Here is an 18,634-nt window from a genome sequence, read left to right as displayed (position 1 = left end):
ACGGTCGCGGTCCCGGCACCGGCGGCCGGCCCCTGCGCGAGCGAGCCATCAGTACGACGAGGTGGGGGCACAGCAACGCCATGGCACAGGGCACGGTCCAGGTGACGCACACCGGTACGTCGCGGTGGCGGCGCCGCACGGGCGAGTACGCATCGCTCGCCGCCGCCCTGGAGGCCGCCGCCGACGGCGACGTCCTCACCATCGCCCCGGGCACCTACCGGGAAAACCTCGTGGTCCAGCGGGCGGTGACGCTCCGTGGGCCCGAGGGCTCCCCCGGCTCGGTGCGCATCGCGCCCGTGGACGGCGTGCCCCTCACCGTGCGCGCCTCGGCCGTGGTGCAGGACCTGCACGTGGAGGGCCAGGACGCGGCGGCGCCCGCACTGCTGGTCGAGGACGGCACGCCCGAGCTGATGGACGTGCGGATCGTCACCCGGTCCGCCTCGGGTATCGAGGTGCGCGGCGGTGCCCGTCCGACCGTGCGCCGCTGCACCATCGACAACCCGGCCGGCATCGGCATCGCCGTACTCGACGGCGGGAGCGGGGTGTTCGAGGAGTGCGAGGTCGTCGCGGCCGGACAGGCGGGCGTGGCCGTCCGCGGCGGTGCCCATCCGCGCCTGGAGCGCTGCCGTGTGCACCACGCCTCCGGCACCGGGCTGACCGCCACGGGCGAGAACTCCGCGCTGGAGGCGGTCGGTTGTGAGATCTACGAGGTCCGCGGCTCCGGTGTGCAGGTCACCCAGCGGGCCACGGCGCATCTGATCGACTGCGATGTGCACCGCACCGCCGCCGACGGCGTCACCCTCGACACGGACGCCGTGCTCACGCTCGCCGACTGCCACATCCACGACATCCCCGAGAACGCGGTCGATCTGCGCTCCCGTTCGGTACTCACGCTGACCCGGACGACGGTCCGTCAGTTCGGGCGCAACGGCCTGTCGGTATGGGATCCGGGGACCCGGGTGGACGCCAACCAGTGCGAGATCTTCGACAGCACGGGCGACTATCCGGCGGTGTGGGTCAGCGACGGCGCCACCGCCGTCCTCGACTCCTGCCGGGTGCACGACGTGCCGGACGCCCTGTTCGTGCTGGACCGCGGTTCGCGCGCGGACGTCGTGGACAGCGATCTGTCGCAGGTGCGCAACACCGCGGTCTCGGTGAGCGACGGGGCGACCGCGCAGCTCGACGACTGCCGGATCCGGGAGGCGGCGACCGGAGCGTGGTTCCGCGACCACGGCAGCGGCGGCACGCTCAGCAACTGCACCCTGGACGGCACCCAGACCGGCGTCATCGTCACCAAGGGCGCCGACCCGACCATCGAGCGGTGCACGGTCGACTCCCCGGCCGAGGCCGGCTTCTACGTCTCCGCGGGCGGCCGCGGCAGCTTCCTGAACTGCCGGGTCACCGGCAGCGGAGGCTACGGCTTCCATGTGATCGACGGCTGCCGTGCGACGCTGCGCAAGTGCCGTACGGAGCGCTGCGCGCGCGGTGGTTACGAGTTCGCCGAGGCGGGCCCGGACGCCGGGTCCGGGTCGGGACCGGTCGTGGAGGACTGCACCAGCGACGAGAGCGGCGGTATGCGACCGCCCGCGGTCCGCGAGACCGCCGTTCAGACGATGACGCACTCCCCCGGTCTGCTCGGCTCGATCCCCGGGCAGCGTAGCACCGAGCAGGAGCCGCTGGTCGCCACGGCCGAGCCGCAGCAGCCGGTGCGGACGTCGAAGGACGTGCTCGGGGAACTGGACGCGCTGGTGGGCCTGGAGAGCGTCAAGCGCGAGGTGCGGGCGCTCACCGACATGATCGAGGTCGGCCGGCGCCGGCAGCAGGCGGGCCTGAAGGCGGCCTCGGTCAAGCGCCATCTGGTCTTCACGGGCTCCCCCGGCACCGGCAAGACGACGGTCGCCCGGCTCTACGGCGAGATCCTGGCCTCCCTCGGCGTGCTGGACAAGGGGCACCTGGTGGAGGTCTCCCGGGTCGACCTGGTCGGCGAGCACATCGGATCCACGGCGATCCGTACCCAGGAGGCGTTCGAGAAGGCGCGCGACGGTGTGCTGTTCATCGACGAGGCCTACGCGCTGTCGCCGGAGGACGCCGGGCGTGACTTCGGCAAGGAGGCCATCGACACGCTGGTGAAGCTGATGGAGGACCACCGGGACGCGGTGGTGGTGATCGTCGCCGGCTACACGGCGGAGATGGAGCGCTTCCTCTCCGTCAACCCCGGTGTCGCCTCCCGCTTCTCCCGCACCATCACCTTCGGCGACTACGGCCCCGACGAGCTGCTGCGGATCGTGGAGCAGCAGGCCGACGAGCACGAGTACCGGCTGGCGCCGGGCGCGTCAGAGGCGCTGCTGAAGTACTTCACGGCCATCCCGAAGGGCCCGGCGTTCGGCAACGGCCGCACCGCCCGGCAGACCTTCGAGGCGATGGTGGAACGGCACGCGAGCCGCGTCGCCCAGCTCGAGGACCCCAGCACCGACGACCTGACCCTGCTGTTCCCGGAGGACCTTCCGGAGCTGTCCTGAGCATCCGGCGCGTGGCCGACCTGGACGGGCCGCACGCGCTCGTGACGGCCCACGGCGGTCGGCTCGTCGACGGCCCCCACGAAGTACTCACCCGCGCACACGGCCTAACCGGTGCCGTTCCCGTCCTCACCCGGTCGGTCCGGTTTTGGGCGTGGGCCCGGCAGGGGCGGGCGCAGGCGGCTGAGCAGGTGGGCCCGTAGGTGGGCGAAGGCCGGGTCCGCCGGGTAGTCGGAGTGGCCGAGGATGGGCGCCGGGAGCGGGTGCGCGGGCGTGCGGCCGTAGGCGAGCGGGTCCTGCAGCGGGGCGTGGTCGACCTCGGGGGTGGTGGCGCCGGGGACGCGGACGGGGCCGCCGATGGGGTCGGTACGGCGGTACAGGTTGCCCCAGCAGGCGACGTCGTGGTGCAGGGCGGCGAGCGCGGGTGGTCCGAAGTGCGCCGGGAACCAGCGGCCGTACAGGCGCTCCAGCGGGGAGCCGTAGGTCAGCAGCGCGATCCGGCCGCGGACGGACGGGGGCAGCTGCCAGGCGGCTGCCGCGGCGAGCACGCTGCCCTGGGAGTGGCCGGAGAGGACCAGCCGGCCACCGGTGCGGTGGGTCCAGGTGGCCATGCGCCAGGTCAGGTCCGGCACCGCGCGCTCGGCGTAGCACGGCGGTGCGAAGGGGTGCGCGGCGCGCGGCCAGAAGGTGCCGACGTCCCAGAGGATGCCGATCGTGCGCCGCGCCGAGGCGTCCTTGTAGGCGCGCCGTCCCCAGGTCACGAAGAGCACGAAGCCGAGGCCGACCAGCCAGGAGCCCAGCGTCTGCGCGGTCTCGGCGACGGCCTGTACGACGTCGTAGGCGGGGCGGGCGGCCCCGTCGGGTGTCTTCCCGGTGGCCAGCGCACCGGCCAGCGCCACAGCGCCGAGCACCAGCGTGGTGACGGCGAGCACGGCGACGACGAGGGGTGCCCGGTCGGTGAGGGTGGCCATCGCGCGGACATGGGCGATGGCGCGGGTACGGCCCGGGTCCTCGGGTTCGCCGGGGTGCTCGTGGCGGATCCGGTCGCGTTCGGTCCGGGCCAGCCGGGCGGTGCCGAGGCCGAGCCGGGCGGCGAGGAGCAGCAGCACCGCGAGGACCGGCGGGATCGTGGACGCCTGCCAGGTCAGCAGGACCGGCGGCCCGGGGAGCAGGGCGCGGGTGCCGTCCAGCCAGTCGGCGACGCGCTGCGCGACCCCGCCGGACATCACGCCGCCCAGCGCGCAGGCCAGCAGGGCGACGGCCGGTCCGCCGAGTCCGCGCATGCCGGCGCGCGGATCGGGACTGCGGTGGTGCAGGTACCCGGCCACCACGGCAAGGGTGACGACCAGCAGTCCCTGGGCCAGCATGAGGGCCCCGAAGGCGGGGTCGCCCGGCAGCCGGCCGGTGGACCGCCAGCCGGGCCGGGCCCAGCCGGCGTAGGCCACGGTGAGCAGCAGCAGGGCGAGCGCGCCGAACGGCAGGAGTCGTACGACGTGCCGGTCGAGGCGCTCGTCGAGGCGGTTCTCGCTGCGGCCCCGGCGGCAGACGACGCCCAGCACCACCGCCGCGCAGGTCAGCAAGGACGCGGTGAGCAGCCGGCCCAGGGTGTCCAGGGCGGCGGAGCCGCCGGGCCGGTGGTCGAAACGGACGGCCGGGGTCGCGACGGCGGCGGCGACGGTCAGCAGGGCGGCGGCGGTGTGCGCGGCGCGCAGCCGGGCCACGAGGCGGCGGCCGTACCAGAAGCCGGGCCTGGCCAGTGCGCTGCCGTCGGTGTCCGGCTCGGGGTCGTGGGACATGGGCCGGTGGGACTCGTACGCGCTCCAGGTGCGGCGGGACAGGTACCAGAGCAGGACCGTCAGCGCGGTCGGCACCAGGGCGGCGAGGGCCAGCCGGCGGCCGGGCAGACTCCACCAGGTGCCGTGTCCGCCGGGGGCCGCGGACGCGTGGGGGGCGAGGAAGGTCAGCCAGGGGTGGCGGTGGGCGCAGGGCTGGACGCCGGCGCACTGCCAGGCCACCAGGTCCAGGGCCACCTCGCAGGCGGCGGCCACCAACAGCACGGTGAGGGTGAGGGCGGCCAGCCGCACGAGGAGGCCGTAGAGGCGGACGGCGCGGTGCCGGCCGGTCGCGGCGGGGCGCATCCAGTGGGCGAGGTTGACCACCATGAACGGCAGCAGCAACAGCCACAGGGCGCGGCTGCTGTCACCGGAGGTGAGATTGCACCAGACGTACGCCTCCTGGACCGGCTCGTCCCGGGTCCCCTCCCCGGCCTGCACGTCCTCGGCGCGCCGGAAGACAGCGGCCGTGTCGTCGCCGGTGACCCGGACGGTACGCGGGTCACCGAGCATCTCCTCGGGCGTGGTCCCGCCCACCCCGTGCACCAGTAACTCCAGCTCGGCCTCCGGCGGGGCGGACCGGCGTACGAGACCGGGCTCCGGCGCGGCGAGGGTGTCCGCCCGGCCGGTCCGGGACCGAGCGTCCCTGTGCGTGGTCCACTGTTTTCGCACCCCCGTGACGCCCCCGAAGGCCTGTGCCGATGCGGGCTTCAGGATCTCCGGTGTGGGGGCCGGGTACACCGCTTGTCACGGAATCTCCCCGATCCGGGTGACAGCGGCGGGGAGCGAGGGGCGCGTGTGGCATGTGCGCGTCGTGACAGGTGGTGGCGCAACCCGTACCGACCCGTGAAAGGATGGAACGCCCGCACATCTCCGGACCGGTGGAACATCGTGGCCGGAGGCGGTGCGGCAGACGTGTCGGACGGACGGCGGCGAAAGGACCGGAGCGTACGTGAGTGAGAATCAGAACCTCCTCGCGGAGCAGCGCCGCGCCCTGATCCTGGACGAGGTCCGGCGCCGGGGCGGTGTGCGGGTGAACGAACTGACCCGCAAGCTCGGCGTCTCGGACATGACCGTACGCCGTGACCTGGACGCCCTCGCCCGCCAGGGCGTGCTGGAGAAGGTGCACGGCGGCGCGGTGCCCGTGGTCGAGGCCAGCACCCATGAGCCGGGCTTCGAGGCGAAGTCGGGTCTGGAGCTGACGGCCAAGGAGGACATCGCGCGGGCCGCCGCCAAGCTGGTCACCCCGGGCACGGCGATCGCCCTGTCCGGCGGTACGACGACGTACGCGCTCGCGCAGCACCTGCTGGAGGTGCCGGACCTGACCGTCGTGACGAACTCGGTGCGGGTCGCCGATGTCTTCCACGCGGCTCAGCGGACCTCGGGGCAGCGGCAGGGCGCGGCCACGGTGGTGCTGACCGGCGGGGTGCGCACGCCGTCGGACTCGCTGGTGGGGCCGGTGGCGGACCAGGCGATCGCCGCCCTCCACTTCGATCTGCTGTTCCTCGGTGTGCACGGCATATCGGTCGAGGCCGGTCTGTCCACGCCGAACCTCGCCGAGGCGGAGACGAACCGGCGGCTGGTGCACTCCGCGCGCCGGGTCGTGGTGGTCGCCGACCACACCAAGTGGGGCACGGTGGGCCTGAGTTCCTTCGCCACGCTGGAGCAGGTGGACACGCTGGTGACCGACGCGGGTCTGCCCACCGATGCGCGTGAGGAGATCTCCGAGCACCTGCGCGTGGTGGTGGCGGGCGAGCCAGGGGAAGACGCCGCAGACATCTGACGAGCCGTCAGCTATGGTGGCCCTGCCCGGTCGACCGCCCTGCGGGAGTGACACAAGGGGGTTCAAGTCCATGGCTCGTCGTCTGCGCCCGGTGGATCTCGGCTTCGTCGGCGCCGCGCCCGTACGTCTGGTCTTCGCGCGGGAGGTCTCCGCATCCCCCGAGCAGGTGTTCCGCGCGCTCGCGGAGGACCTGCCAGGCTGGACCCAGTGGTTCCCGACGGTGGCGCTCGCCCGCTCCACCGACGGTGGCGCCGGGCGTGAGATCCGGCTCAGGGGCGGGACACGGCTGGTGGAGACGGTGCTCGTGGCGAAGGAGCCCGAGGTGTACGCCTACCGCGTCGACGCCACCAACGCCCCCGGCATCCGTGCCCTGGTCGAGGAGTGGCGCCTGGCTCCGCGCGGCACGGGCACGCGAGTGCAGTGGACCTTCGCCGCCGACGGGACGGCGCCGTTCCGTTGGGTGTTCAGGCTGGCCCGGGCGGGCCTGGGGCGCACCTTCCGGGACGCGGTGACGTCCTTGGACCGGCGCCTGACGAGGGCCTGACCAGCCGGTACGAGGATCTGGTCAACGGTACGAGGGCGCGATCAGCCGGTACGAGGACCTGGTCAGACGGTGCCGCGGGCATGGTGGGCCTCGGTCACGACCGCTGCCATGAGTTCCGCGTCCGGTGCGGAGACGTCGGCCGGGCGGGAGGCGAGCCACTGGCCGACGGTGTGGATCGGGAGCGTGCGCGCAGTTCGTCCCAGACGGGGAGGGGATCGGCCTGGCCTGCGTCGGAACGGAGCCGACGAAGGAGGGGGATGACGGCTCGGCGGTCGAGCATGGTACCGCGTATGACGCCAACGGCGGCCACGCGAAGCTCCTTTGTGGCTGGGCGCTACCGATACCGCCGGAACCTGCCCTTCCCCTCTCCTTCATCATGCACGCGACAGTGTTGCTCCTGTCACATGCCGCACATCAGTCCATCACATGTCCCCGCTCAGACCCGGAAGATGTCCAGGAAGCTGCTCCAGAAGCCCTTCTTCCTGGCCGGTTCCTGGCGGGTGGCGGCGACCGGCGCCGTGGGGAGCGGCTGCTCCGCCGCGGCGGTGACGTTCCGGCCCTGCAGCGCGAAGGCGACATGGGTGGCCGGAGTCGGGCTGAAGGCCACGGGCAGCCCGACCAGCGCCCGGTGGAACGGGCCCGGCCGCCACTGAAGGTCCTTCTCGGGGACGGCCAGGATCAGGTCGGGCAGGGCGTTGAGGATCTTCTCGATCGCGGTGACGGCGATGACCTGCGCCGGGTCCTTGGCCGGGCAGGCGTGCGGCCCGGCTCCCCACCCCAGGTGGGCGCCCTTGCTGTGCATGCGGCGGGCCTCGGTCAGCGCGGGATCGCTGTTGGCCGCGGCGAAGCTGATGACCACCGGCGTGCCCGCCTCGGCCACCACTCCCCCGAGGTCCACGTCCTGGACCGGGTAGTGGGTGGCGTAGTTGGCGATCGGTGTCTGGTTCCACAGCACATGATCGATCGCCTCCTCGATCAGCAGGCCGGAGTCGCGTCCGCTCGTGTCGGGCGACAGCAGCAGGAGCAGGGCGTTGCCGATCAGGTTGCGCTCGGGTTCCACACCGGCGCCCATCAGGATGACCAGCTGGTCCTTGAGCTCCTCGTCGGTCAGTCCGGCGGGGTGCTGGATCAGCCAGGAGGTCATGTCGTCGCCGGGCCGGCGGCGCTTGAGAGCGATCAACTCCATGAGGCAGGAGGTGAGTTCCTCGTTGGCGCGCAGGGCGTCCTTGCCGTCGAAGATCGCCGACACGGCGCTCGTGAGGGTGTCACCGATGTCCGCCGGGCAGCCGAAGAGCTTGTTGAAGAGCAGCAGCGGCAGGAGTTTGGCGTAGTCGTTGAGGAGGTCGGCGCGGCCCCGCTCGCTGAACTGGTCGATGAGGTAGTCGGCGATGGGCTCGACGTCGCGGCGGATCCGGGTGATGTTGAGCCGGGCGAGGCTGTCCGTGACGGCCTTGCGCAGCCGCAGGTGCACGGCGCCGTCGGTGAACAGGCAGTTGGGCCGGTAGGCCATCATCGGCAGCACCGGGCTGTCCAGCGCTACCCGCCCTTCGCCCAGGGCCTTCCAGCGGCGGGCGTCCCGGGCGAAGAGCGTGGAGTTCTGCAGCACGCGCAGCGCCGTCTCGTGGTCGACGACGAGGGTGGCGTCGACACCGGGGGCGAGTTCGACCGGTCCGGCCGGCCCCTGGGCGCGCAAGCGGTCGTAGACCTGGTGGGGGTCGGCCGCGAACGCGGCGTCGTGCATGGGGCATCTGGCCGCGGCGGAGGCGGGGGCTGACTGGCGGTCCATGGGGTTCCTTCTACTGGCTCCGGGCCGGTGGTCCGGGCGGGGAGGGGGGCGGGAGGGGCGTGTCGGGCGGCTCGTCAGGCGGCTCGGGTGAGCAGGTGACGCACGAGCTCGATCAGCGCGTGGGCGGAGGACTGCCGGTCGCGGGCGTCGCAGTAGACGACGGGGGTGTCCGGGAGCAGGTCGAGGGCCTCGCGCACCTCTGCCTCCTCATACGCCGAGCCCGGCCCGAAGCTGTTGACCGCGATGGCGTACTCGAGGCCGTACCCCTCGACGAGGTCGATGACGGGGAAGGTCTCCTCCAGCCGGGCGGGGTCGACCAGGAGCAGGGCCCCGAGCGCGCCGCGGGCCATGTCCTCCCACAGCTGCATGAAGCGCTGCTGTCCGGGGGTGCCGAACAGGTACAGCACGAGGTCGTCGCTGAGCGTCAGACGGCCGAAGTCCAGGGCCACGGTGGTGGTGGTCTTGTCCGTGACGCCTCTGAGGTCGTCCACGTGGAGGGACGCCTGTGTCATCTTCTCCTCGGTGCGCAGCGGGGTGATCTCCGACAGCGAGCCGATGAAGGTCGTCTTGCCGACGGCGAAATGCCCGACGACCAGGATCTTGGCAGCGTTGGTCACCGCGCTGGAGACGTAGATGGATCCAGGGGCCGTCTCAGCCGATGAGGGATTGGAGTCCATTCAGAACCTTCTCGAGGGTCGCTCTGTCAACGTTCTGAGCCCGGGGCGGCTCGGCGCGGCGCAGGAGGTGTCCCTGCTCGGATAAGTCGGTCAGCAGCAGCCGGGCGACCCCCACCGGCAGTCCCACATGGCCGGCCACTTCGGCGACCGACAGGTAGCCGCCCGCGATCAGCTTCCAGATCGCCATCACCTCGGGACCGGCTCCCAGCGGGGGGGTCCGCTCGGGAGCCAGGGTGACCAGGGTGTGCAGCGCCAGATCGTCCGAGGCCGGCAGGCTCCGGCCGCCGGTGATGACGTAGGAGCGGACGAACTGGCTGGTGACGGAGGCTTCCTCGCCGGGCGTCGTCATGCGCCCACGCCGCTGTCCGAGCGCGGCGCGACGCTCATCGCCTTGCTCAGGCCGGCCACGGTCTTCTGCATCCGGAACGACATGGCCTCCATGTCCACGTCCAGCGCGGCCGAGACGGCGAGGTACGAGCCCTGGCCGGCGGCGATCAGGAAGATCCAGCCGCCGTCGTACTCCAGCAGCGTCTGCTTCCAGATGCCGTGCCCCGCACCCACGAACCCCGCGACCGCACGGCTCAGTGATTGCATCGAGCTCATCGCGGCGGCGTTCGTCTCGGCATCGTCCCGTTCGATGTCGTCCGAACGCTGCAGCAGCAGGCCGTCGCCCGAGACGAGGATCGCGTGCCGGGCTCCGCGTACCTCGAGTACGTCGTTCAGCACCCAGGACAGGTCGATCTTCACTGGTCGTCAGATCCTTCCGTGGTGTTCGTGGTGCGCCCGAGGTGAGTTCCACGCGCGAACGCCCCGATCCGCGATGCCGTCACCTCGCTGGCCGGCTCGGGCGTCCGCTCCTGGCCGGCGGTGGCGTCGAGGGCCGGGACGACCGTGACGGGGCCGCTGCGCCGCCGGCGTTTGGGCAGACCTCCCGAGGTCGTGCCCACCACGTGCGAAGGGCCCACGACCGGGACCGGCGCCAGTCGCTGGGGGGCCGCCTCGGGGCTTACGGCGTCCTGGGCCTCGATCGCCGGGGAAGGGGTCTCGGCCGCGAGAAGGGTTTCGGGCACACGGATCACTGCACGCACTCCGCCGTAGGGGGACACGGAGCCGACCGAGACGGCGAAGCCGTAGCGGGCGGCGAGCATCCCGCACACGGCGAAGCCGAAGCGCGGCGGGTCGCCGAGTCCGGTGATGTCGACGGGACCGTCGACGGACAGCAGCGCCGCCGCCCGGTCCTTGGTCTCCTGGTCCATGCCCAGTCCGGCGTCGTCCACGATGAAGCACACACCGGCCGGCACAGTCTGGATGTTGACCTCGACCGGCGTTCCGGGGGCGCTGTAGTTCGTCGCGTTGTCCAGCAGTTCGGCCAGTACGACCGCCACCGGCTCGACCGCCTTGCCGACGAGGGAGACGGTGACCTGCGAGTGGACGCTGACCCGGTTGAAGTCCTTGATCCTGCCCTGGGCGCTGCGGGCGACGTCGTAGACCGTGGCGGCGCCGTCACGCCTGCCCAGCCACCCGCCGCACAGCACGGAGATGCCCTTGGCTCGGCGGCCGAACTGGCTGCCGGTGTGGTCGACCGCCATCAGGTCGGCCAGGACCTCCGTGGTGTCGCCGTACTTCCTCAGCAGGCTGTCCAGGAGGACCTGCTGTTCCTCTGCGAGCGACTGGAGCGTGCCCATGGCGGACTTCAGCACCGCCTTGGTCGCCGCTTCCGCGTCCGCCCGTACGTCCGCGAGCTCACCGTGATGCTGCGTGTTCAGCGCGGCGATGTGCGCGTGGAGCCGACCGATGTCGCCGCGAGCCTCCCCCAGTCCTGTCTCCAGGTCCTTCCTCGTTCGCCGGAGCGCCATGTTGGTTCTCCGGGCCCGCATCACTGCGACGACCGCAGCGATGAGCACCACCAACAAGATCCACAGCAGTGGATCCTGGGTCAATGACGTCATGAGACTCTCTTCAAGTCGCATCGCGCCTGGAGCGTGCTAGCGCGATGGTGCCTTTGAGACTGTCCCCCCGTATACGCGTTCTTGACACGCCGTCAGTCCACGCAAAAGTGTGATGATCTTATCAGCCACACAGACCCAACCAGCTTGCCCAGAAACCCATTTGAGACGTCACCAAACCCACACAGTCCCGTCACCCGCGCGTCGGTCACCGCTCGCCGGCGGTCGGGGTCCGGCTCAGTCCGGCCACACCCCCGTCGCCAGCAGGGTCTCGATTGCCACCGTGTACGGCGTGATGTCCAGGCCCTGCTCCGCGAGCCAGGCGTCGGAGTAGTACTTGTCGAGGTAGCGGTCGCCCGGGTCGCACAGCAGGGTGACGACGCTGCCCCGGCGGCCCTCGGCCACCATCTCCGAGACGATCTTCAGCGCGCTCCACAGTCCGGTGCCCGTGGAGCCGCCCGCCTTGCGGCCTATGGCCCGCTCCAGCGCCCGTACGGCGGCGACGCTCGCCGCGTCCGGGACCTTCATCATCCGGTCGATCGCGCCGGGCACGAAGCTCGGCTCCATGCGCGGCCGGCCGATGCCCTCGATCCGCGAGCCGCAGTCACAGGTGACGTCCGGATCGCCGGTGGTCCAGCCCTCGAAGAAGCAGGAGTTGTCCGGATCCGCCACGCAGATACGCGTGTCGTACTGCATGTAGTGGACATAGCGCGCGAGGGTCGCCGACGTGCCGCCGGTACCCGCCGTGGCCACGATCCACGCGGGCTCCGGGAACCGCTCCAACTCCAGCTGGCGGAAGATCGATTCGGCGATGTTGTTGTTGCCGCGCCAGTCGGTGGCCCGCTCGGCGTAGGTGAACTGGTCCATGTAGTGGCCGCCGGTCTCCACCGCGAGGCGGGCCGACTCCTCGTACATCTTCCGGGAGTCGTCCACGAAGTGACATCGTCCGCCGTGGAACTCGATCAGACGGCACTTCTCGGCGCTCGTCGTGCGCGGCATGACCGCGATGAAGGGCACGCCGATCAGCTTGGCGAAGTAGGCCTCGGAGACGGCGGTGGAGCCGCTGGAGGCCTCGATGACCGGGCGACCGGGGCGGATCCAGCCATTGCAGAGGCCGTAGAGGAAGAGGGAGCGGGCGAGGCGGTGCTTGAGGCTGCCCGTGGGGTGCGTCGACTCGTCCTTCAGGTAGAGGTCGATGCCCCATTGTTCCGGGAGCGGGAAGCGCAGCAGATGCGTGTCCGCCGACCGGTTGGCATCGGCCTGGACCTTGCGTACGGCCTCTTTCAGCCAGTCACGGTAGGCGGCGTCGCTGCGGTCGACGTCGAGGGTGGCGCCGGTGCGGGTCTGGTGGGTGGTGCTCACGGCGGTGCTCCTTACGCTGGGAGCCGACGGCGCCTGACGCGGCCGGCATCTCGAGCATAGGCATCTTTCACACCACGCCCCACCTGCATAAACGCATCTTTGGGCCACCCAAAGCCGCCCTGGGGCACACCTGTGGGAGGCATCCGGGGGCGCATTTGGCGGGAGTGCTCCGGGCGGCCCACGTACGCGCCCCGCGCACACTGGTGCTCCCGGCCGTATCGGGGCAGACTGCACGCGACGGGACGATCGTCCCCAGGGCCTGTCCGACGATTCCCGTCGTCCGCCCGGAGGGCGGGCACCGCGGCGTCCGGTGCGTGCGATCGCGAGGCGCCGGAGCGTCCTCGTGGCGGCGCCATGGGGGCGGTTCGGCAACACGGCGAGCGTGCATGCCAGGCGTCGTGGGCAGACGGGAATCGTCGGACAGGCACTGGGGGGCGCACACTGGATCTCGGAAGCTCTGGGCAAGGGGGCGGCGAGGGATGGCGGAGCCGGAGTTCACGGCCACGGGCGTGCGGATCGGAAAGCGGCTGCGCTCGCTCACCCGGGCCGGGCAGGTCCGGATCAACGACGGCAGGCTGGAGTTGCTCAACAGCTACGGCAGCGAGATCGACAGCGCTCCGGTGCAGGCGGTGCGCGCGTCCCGGCCGTTGTTCGGGCCGGACGGCAAGGCGCTGGCCGACCTCAACGGCAAGCGGTACCAGCTGACGCTGGGCGAGCACGACCCCGCTCCGGGCGAGGCGGGTCCGCCCGCGGCACGGCGGTTCATCGAGGCGGTGCGCCGGGCCGCCGGACGCGGCGGCTGACACCCGCCGCCGACCCGGGAAGACGCCGGTCGTATTACTCCGAGCAGCGGCCCGTCGCGGCGAGTTGCGGGAGCGCATCCGCTGCGTCACGCTGGTCGTACGTCACTCTGGGTTTACCGGCGATAACGCTGCGAACCAGCCCGCCGGCCATGACAGCAGGCGGCCGTTTGGACGCAAGCACCCTGCTGGATCCGTTGTTCTCCGTGTTCTTCCGGTCCCTTCGGACCTCTACATCGGGGAGTCGCAGCCGTGATCAGTCACCCAAGCAGGCACTGCACGGTGGAGCTCCAAGCCCTGCCGTCGCGGATCGGCCAGGTCCGCAGAATCGTATCTGCGCAGTTGCGCTACTGGCATATGGACGCGTTGATAGACCGGGCCGCGCTCGGTGTGACGGAGCTGCTCAGCAACGTTCACCGGCACGCAAGGCCCGACAAGTCGTGCACGGTCGAGCTGGAGCTGGCGCCGGACCGGCTCACGGTCTCGGTGCGCGACAACGACCCGCGGCTTCCGGTGCCGGCCGACGTCGCGAACCTGCCGGACGGCGGCCCGCTGGCCACCTGTGGGCGGGGGCTGGCGATGGTGGCGGCGGTGAGCGAGAGCTGGGGTGCCCGGCCGGACGGCGAGAACGGCAAGGTCGTGTGGTTCACGCTGTCCGCTCCGGCGGTGGTGCGGCCGCATCCGGCTCACGCGCCGCGTCGCACCGCGGGAGTACGGCCGGCCCCGGGGCCGGTCCGTGTGGCCACTTCGGCCCCGGCCCCCGTGGGGACTCCGGTGGGCACCGGGGTCACACTCACCGCCGAGGCGCCCGTGGTGGCGGCGCCGGTGGCGAGCGTGACACCCGCGCCTGCCGGCGCCGGTAGCCAGACTGCGGCCCGGTCGACCGTTCCCGGCTAGGGCTGGGGCGGGGCAGAGGGAGCAACGGGGGGTCCGCTTACCGGCGCTGGCGGGGTGCGGGGAGCTGCCGCTGAGCAACGGGGGGTCCGCTTACCCGGGGCCGGCAGGGCGCGGGAAGCTGCCGCTGAGCAACGGGGGGACCGCTTACCCGGGGCCGGCAGGGCGCGGGGAGCTGCCGCTGAACAGGGGGGTTTGCTTACCCGGCGCCCGCGGGGTGCGGGAAGCTGCCGCTGAACAACGGGGGGGCCGCTTACCGGCGCTAGCCGGGTGCCGCTGCGCCCACCCGTGCCGCCCCAGCGGCACGACTGCCCGCAGCTGGGCGGGGACGACGGCCGCTGCCGGGTGGGCCGCCGCGCCTGCGGCACAACCGGCCGCAACCGCACAAGTACGACCGCCCCTGCCGGTGAGCCGCCAAGCCTGCGGCACGACCTCCCGCAACCACACGAATACGACCCCCTCTACCCGCTGAGCCGCCAAGCCTGCGGCACAACCCCCCGCAACCACACGAATACGACCCCCACTACCCGGTGAGCCGCCAAGCCTGCGGCACAACCGGCCGTAGCTGGGCGGGGGTGACGGCTCGGAGCGGGACCGGTGGGACGAAGTCGGCTGTACGGCAGTTCCCTGAGGGGCGCGGGGAACTGCGCGACCAGCCCCCACGCACCCGCGCTCGCGCACGGCCGCACACCGCCCCCGCCAGGCAGGCGCCCCGGCCAACGCGACGCGGTCACTCCGTCGCGATCGCCCGCAACACGTCCAACCGTGCCGCCCGCCGGGCCGGCCGTAGGCCCGCCAGGGCGCCGGCGGTGAGGCCGATGAGGGCGACCACCGCGAGCCGGGCGGATGGGAGGGCGAAGGCGAACGCGGTGTCGCTCGCGCCGTCGGAGGCCTTGACCAGCACCCAGCCCAGGAAGGCGCCGAGACCGAGCCCGCCGGCCGTGCCGAACGCGGCGACCAGGACCGACTCCCAGCGGACCATGGCCCGCAGCTGGGCGCGGGTCTGACCGACGGCCCGCAGCAGGCCCAGTTCCCGGGTGCGTTCGTGCAGCGCGAGGGTCAGCGTGTTCGCGATGCCGAGCAGGGCGATGACCACCGCGAGGGCGAGCAGCGCGTAGACGAGGGTGAGCATCATGTCGATGCCGCCCGCAGAGGACTGCGCGTACTCGTCTCGGGTCTGCACGGACGGGTTGCCGTAGTGCGCGGCGACCGCCCGTACCGCCGCCTTGCCCGCGTCCGCGGTCACCCCGCGCTTGAAGGTGACGGCGATCAGGCTGTCGGCGTCCTGGGTGCGGTGCGGGGCCCAGGCGGCCCGGGTGATGACATAGTCACCGGCGAGTTCCGACTGGCCGTACACGGCACGGACGGTGAAGTCGTCCGTCCTGCCGTCGGTGAAGGTCAGCCTGGCCGTGTCGCCGGTGCGCAGATGCCGCCGGTCGGCCTCCTTCCGGGTGATCGCGATGCCGTTGACGCCGAGGTCGCGCAGGGAACCGGTGACCGTGCCGAGGTCGAAGGTACGGGCGAGGGCCGCGGGATCGGTGACCGTCAAGGCCCTTCCTCTGCCGTCGACTTCGGCGACCCCTCGGCCGAGCCCCACGGCGGTGTCCACCTGGGGCAGCCGCTGGAGCGCGGGCGCGAGCCGGGGGCTGAGTCCGCTGCCGCCCGCGCCGAAGGACGGGCTGCTGACGGCGACGTCGCCGGCGAAGGACCGGGACACCGTCTGGTCCATGGTGGCCTTCAGCGAGGCACCGAACACGGTGAACAGCGACACGACGGCCACGCCGATCATCAGCGCGCTCGCGGTGGCCGCCGTCCGCTTCGGACTGCGCAGGGCGTTGCGCCGGGCCAGGGATCCGGTGACCCCGCGCAGCCGGTCCAGGGGGCTGCCGAGCAGTCGTACGGCCGTGGTGGCGGCCACCGGGCCGAGGACGACGAAGGCCGCCAGGGCGAGGAGTGTGCCGAGTCCCGCCAGCCACACGGACGGGGAGACCAGGACGCCGGCCAGGGTCGTGGCGAGCGCCAGCGCGCCGAGAACGGCCCCGGCGGTCGCACGGCCCCGGGAGGCACCGGAGGCGTCGACGGCCGTCTCGCGCAGGGCGGCGAGCGGCGCCGTCCGTCCGGCGCGCCGGGCCGGCAGCAGCGCGGAGCCCAGGCAGACCACGATCCCCACCGCGAGCGGCAGCACCATCGACAGCGTCTTGATGACCAAGTCGCCGTCGGGGAACGGGAATCCGATCGCCGGGAACAGCGCCTGGAGGCCGGCGGCGATGCCGATGCCGCCCGCGAGTCCGGTGAGGGACGCGGTGAGCGCGACGACGCAGGCCTCGGCGAGCGCGGCGGCCGTCACCTGGCGGCGGGCCGCGCCGAGGGCACGCAACAGGGCGTTCTCCCGGGTGCGCTGGGCGACCACGATGGCGAACGTGTTGTGGATGGAGAAGGTCGCGACGAGCAGCGCGACGCCGGAGAACACGAGCAGGAAGGTGGTGAAGAGGGTCAGGAACTGGCTGGAGATCATGTCGGTGTTCTCCTGCGCCGACTGCTGACCGGTGATGGCCTCGACTCCCTTGGGCAGCACGGGAGTCAGCCTGCGGACCAGGTCGTTCTGGCTCACTCCGGGCCCGGCCCGCACCTCGATGGCCGCCGCCCGCCCGGGCCGCGCGGTCAGGTACTTCTCGGCGTCGGAGCGGGTCATGCCCGTGAAGGTCACCTGGGCCATGCCGTCCTGGCCGCCGAAGGTGGCGAGGCCGACGATGGTGACCTTCACGGGATCCGGCGTCCGCAGGACGGTCGTGTCGCCGATCTTCAGGCCGCCCTTCTTCGCGGCGCCCCGGTTCACCACGACCTCGCCGGACCTGGCCGGTGCGCGGCCTTCGGCGAGCCGGTAGGGGTTGAGGCGCGGGTCGGTGATCCAGTTCCCGGCGAGCGTGGGCGGGCCCTGGCCGCCGACGGGCTTGCCGTCGGAGCCGACGAGCTGGCCGGCGCCCTGGATGTCCGGTTCCGCCGCGGCCACGCCGGGGACCCGCTCGATGGTTGTCACCAGCGAGGTGTCCACGGGCCGCCGTACGCCCTGGGCCTCGCCCGGTGTGGTGATGGCGTCGGCGCCGCGTACGACGGCGTCCGTGCCGCTGGTGGCCTCGCCGAACATGCTGCCGAAGCTGGCGCGCAGCGTGTCGCCCATGACGAGGGTGCCGGTCAGGAAGGCGACGCCGAGGAACACGGCGACGAAGGTTCCGGCGAACCGGCGCCGGTGGGCGCGCAGCGAGGTGAGGCTGAGCCGGACCGCCGCGTTCATGTCCGCACCTCGAAGGCCTTCATGCGGTCCAGGACCCGGTCCGCGGTCGGCGACTCCATCCGGTCGACCAGCCGTCCGTCGGCGAGGAAGAGCACCTCGTCGGCGTGCGCGGCGGCTACCGGGTCGTGCGTGACCATGACGACCGTACGGTCCATCTCCCGCACGGCGGAGCCGAGGAGGCCGAGGACCTCCGCGCCGGAGCGGGAGTCGAGGTTTCCGGTCGGCTCGTCGGCGAAGACCACGTCGGGCCGCCCGGCGAACGCCCGTGCCACGGCGACGCGTTGCTGCTGGCCGCCGGAGAGTTCGGAGGGCCGGTGGTGCAGCCGCTCGCGCAGCCCGACGACGTCCACGAGCGCGTCGATCCATTCCTGGTCGCCGCGCCGCCCTGCCAGGTCCAGGGGCAGGGTGATGTTCTCGGCGACGGTCAGTGTCGGCACCAGGTTGAACGCCTGGAAGACGAAACCGACCCGGTCCCGGCGCAGCAGCGTCAGGCGCCGGTCGTCCAGCGCGCCGAGTTCGGTGTCGCCGATGTAGGCGGCGCCGGAGGTGAGCGTGTCGAGGCCGGCCGCGCAGTGCATGAGGGTGGACTTCCCGGAGCCCGAGGGGCCCATGATCGCCGTGAAGCGTCCGGCGGGAAAGGAGACGTCGACGCCGTCCAGAGCGCGTACGGCGGTGTCGCCACCGCCGTACACCTTCACCGCGTCGACCACGCGGGCCGCGGCCCGCAGTGCGGTCGTGGTGGTCATGCCGCGCCTCCCTTGCCCGTGCGGCCGAACTGCTCCTCCAGGACGGACATGCGGCGCCGGTACTCGTCCTCGTCGATCTCGCCGGAGGCGAAACGGCGGCCGAGGACGGCGAGCGGCGAGTCGCCCGCGGGGCGTCCGCCGTCCATGGGCCGCCAGGGGCCGCCGCGCCCGCGCCAGACGGTGCGGCGCAGGAAGGTGACGGCGCCGATCACGACGGCCGCCCAGATCAGCGGGAAGAACAGGATCCACGGGCCGGGACCTCCGTCCCAGTTGGCCAGGGTCTGCATCTCGGGTCATCTCCCTTGTCGTTTCTCTCTGCGGGGATGCCACGAGACTCCCTCCGGCAGGGGGTCCGGGTCGTCGTGCGGCCGGCGGCAGTGCGGCTACCTCCCCGGGAGTACGGCGCGGGCGGCGGACTGCTCCCCAGGGACTGGCGGAGTGTAACTACTAGTATGT

15 protein-coding genes are annotated in these 18,634 nt (G+C 72.4%); 5 read left to right on the top strand and 10 right to left on the bottom strand.

Features of this window, described 5'->3' with window-relative positions:
* Positions 1 to 80: 80 nt before the first annotated feature.
* Positions 81 to 2,519, top strand: a complete 2,439-nt coding sequence (locus BFF78_RS37155) for a right-handed parallel beta-helix repeat-containing protein (RefSeq protein WP_069782457.1) — start codon at positions 81 to 83, stop codon at positions 2,517 to 2,519.
* 104 nt (positions 2,520 to 2,623) lie between these two features.
* Here BFF78_RS37155 and BFF78_RS37150 read toward each other — a convergent pair whose 3' ends face one another.
* Positions 2,624 to 5,020, bottom strand: a complete 2,397-nt coding sequence (locus tag BFF78_RS37150; RefSeq protein ID WP_418346721.1) for a hypothetical protein — start codon at positions 5,018 to 5,020, stop codon at positions 2,624 to 2,626.
* A gap of 280 nt (positions 5,021 to 5,300) precedes the next feature.
* Between BFF78_RS37150 and BFF78_RS37145 the strand changes: the two genes are divergently transcribed.
* Together BFF78_RS37145 and BFF78_RS37140 are read left to right on the top strand one after the other, a co-directional pair.
* Positions 5,301 to 6,131 (top strand): DeoR/GlpR family DNA-binding transcription regulator, encoded by an 831-nt coding sequence (locus BFF78_RS37145; protein WP_069782456.1) that lies wholly within the window; start codon positions 5,301 to 5,303, stop codon positions 6,129 to 6,131.
* A gap of 70 nt (positions 6,132 to 6,201) precedes the next feature.
* Positions 6,202 to 6,675: an SRPBCC family protein gene (locus BFF78_RS37140; RefSeq protein WP_069782455.1), complete on the top strand. Its 474-nt coding sequence runs from the start codon at positions 6,202 to 6,204 to the stop codon at positions 6,673 to 6,675.
* 436 nt (positions 6,676 to 7,111) lie between these two features.
* Here BFF78_RS37140 and BFF78_RS37135 read toward each other — a convergent pair whose 3' ends face one another.
* The 6 genes from BFF78_RS37135 to cds1 form a co-directional block, all read right to left on the bottom strand.
* A complete protein-coding gene (locus tag BFF78_RS37135; RefSeq protein ID WP_069784051.1) occupies positions 7,112 to 8,416 on the bottom strand; it encodes a cytochrome P450 family protein in 1,305 nt (434 codons plus the stop codon).
* Positions 8,417 to 8,535: 119 nt separating this feature from the next.
* Positions 8,536 to 9,138, bottom strand: a complete 603-nt coding sequence (locus tag BFF78_RS37130; RefSeq protein WP_069782454.1) for a GTP-binding protein — start codon at positions 9,136 to 9,138, stop codon at positions 8,536 to 8,538.
* On the bottom strand, positions 9,113 to 9,487 hold the full coding sequence (locus tag BFF78_RS37125) for a DUF742 domain-containing protein (protein ID WP_069782453.1): 375 nt from the start codon (positions 9,485 to 9,487) through the stop codon (positions 9,113 to 9,115). Before BFF78_RS37125 ends, BFF78_RS37130 begins: the two co-directional genes overlap by 26 nt.
* Positions 9,484 to 9,885: a roadblock/LC7 domain-containing protein gene (locus BFF78_RS37120; protein WP_069782452.1), complete on the bottom strand. Its 402-nt coding sequence runs from the start codon at positions 9,883 to 9,885 to the stop codon at positions 9,484 to 9,486. Before BFF78_RS37120 ends, BFF78_RS37125 begins: the two co-directional genes overlap by 4 nt.
* A complete protein-coding gene (locus BFF78_RS37115) occupies positions 9,882 to 11,087 on the bottom strand; it encodes an ATP-binding protein (protein WP_193433609.1) in 1,206 nt (401 codons plus the stop codon). The genes BFF78_RS37120 and BFF78_RS37115 overlap by 4 nt, the downstream gene beginning before the upstream one ends.
* A 234-nt stretch (positions 11,088 to 11,321) precedes the next feature.
* Entirely contained in the window at positions 11,322 to 12,446 is a 1,125-nt protein-coding gene (gene cds1, locus BFF78_RS37110; protein ID WP_069782451.1) for an L-cysteine desulfhydrase Cds1, read from the bottom strand.
* A gap of 479 nt (positions 12,447 to 12,925) precedes the next feature.
* Here cds1 and BFF78_RS37105 point away from each other — a divergent pair, with 479 nt between their 5' ends.
* A complete protein-coding gene (locus BFF78_RS37105; RefSeq protein WP_069782450.1) occupies positions 12,926 to 13,249 on the top strand; it encodes a hypothetical protein in 324 nt (107 codons plus the stop codon).
* 249 nt (positions 13,250 to 13,498) lie between these two features.
* A complete protein-coding gene (locus BFF78_RS44040) occupies positions 13,499 to 14,143 on the top strand; it encodes an ATP-binding protein (protein WP_079161635.1) in 645 nt (214 codons plus the stop codon).
* Between the two features lie 727 nt (positions 14,144 to 14,870).
* Here the strand turns inward: BFF78_RS44040 and BFF78_RS37095 are convergent.
* The 3 genes from BFF78_RS37095 to BFF78_RS37085 are packed head-to-tail and all read right to left on the bottom strand — an operon-like array spanning position 14,871 to position 18,465.
* The gene (locus tag BFF78_RS37095; protein ID WP_069782449.1) at positions 14,871 to 17,432 is read right to left on the bottom strand and encodes an ABC transporter permease; all 2,562 of its coding nucleotides are present in this window, start codon (positions 17,430 to 17,432) and stop codon (positions 14,871 to 14,873) included.
* Complete coding sequence (locus BFF78_RS37090; protein ID WP_069782448.1) at positions 17,429 to 18,178, bottom strand: ABC transporter ATP-binding protein; 750 nt, start codon at positions 18,176 to 18,178, stop codon at positions 17,429 to 17,431. Before BFF78_RS37090 ends, BFF78_RS37095 begins: the two co-directional genes overlap by 4 nt.
* On the bottom strand, positions 18,175 to 18,465 hold the full coding sequence (locus BFF78_RS37085; protein WP_069782447.1) for an SHOCT domain-containing protein: 291 nt from the start codon (positions 18,463 to 18,465) through the stop codon (positions 18,175 to 18,177). The genes BFF78_RS37090 and BFF78_RS37085 overlap by 4 nt, the downstream gene beginning before the upstream one ends.
* Between the last annotated feature and the right edge of the window lie 169 nt (positions 18,466 to 18,634).

The organism is Streptomyces fodineus, assembly GCF_001735805.1.
GTDB lineage: Bacteria > Actinomycetota > Actinomycetes > Streptomycetales > Streptomycetaceae > Streptomyces > Streptomyces fodineus.
This window is presented reverse-complemented; position numbering and strand designations above follow the sequence as displayed.

What these genes read in the sequence shown, in the direction of transcription:
- BFF78_RS37155 (WP_069782457.1), top strand. Translation starts at nt 81, where the DNA reads ATGGCACAGGGCACGGTCCAGGTGACGCACACCGGTACGTCGCGGTGG.
- BFF78_RS37140 (WP_069782455.1), top strand. Translation starts at nt 6,202, where the DNA reads ATGGCTCGTCGTCTGCGCCCGGTGGATCTCGGCTTCGTCGGCGCCGCG.
- BFF78_RS37135 (WP_069784051.1), bottom strand. Translation starts at nt 8,416, where the DNA reads ATGCACGACGCCGCGTTCGCGGCCGACCCCCACCAGGTCTACGACCGC.
- BFF78_RS37130 (WP_069782454.1), bottom strand. Translation starts at nt 9,138, where the DNA reads ATGGACTCCAATCCCTCATCGGCTGAGACGGCCCCTGGATCCATCTAC.
- BFF78_RS37125 (WP_069782453.1), bottom strand. Translation starts at nt 9,487, where the DNA reads ATGACGACGCCCGGCGAGGAAGCCTCCGTCACCAGCCAGTTCGTCCGC.
- BFF78_RS37115 (WP_193433609.1), bottom strand. Translation starts at nt 11,087, where the DNA reads ATGACGTCATTGACCCAGGATCCACTGCTGTGGATCTTGTTGGTGGTG.
- BFF78_RS37105 (WP_069782450.1), top strand. Translation starts at nt 12,926, where the DNA reads ATGGCGGAGCCGGAGTTCACGGCCACGGGCGTGCGGATCGGAAAGCGG.
- BFF78_RS37095 (WP_069782449.1), bottom strand. Translation starts at nt 17,432, where the DNA reads ATGAACGCGGCGGTCCGGCTCAGCCTCACCTCGCTGCGCGCCCACCGG.
- BFF78_RS37090 (WP_069782448.1), bottom strand. Translation starts at nt 18,178, where the DNA reads ATGACCACCACGACCGCACTGCGGGCCGCGGCCCGCGTGGTCGACGCG.
- BFF78_RS37085 (WP_069782447.1), bottom strand. Translation starts at nt 18,465, where the DNA reads ATGCAGACCCTGGCCAACTGGGACGGAGGTCCCGGCCCGTGGATCCTG.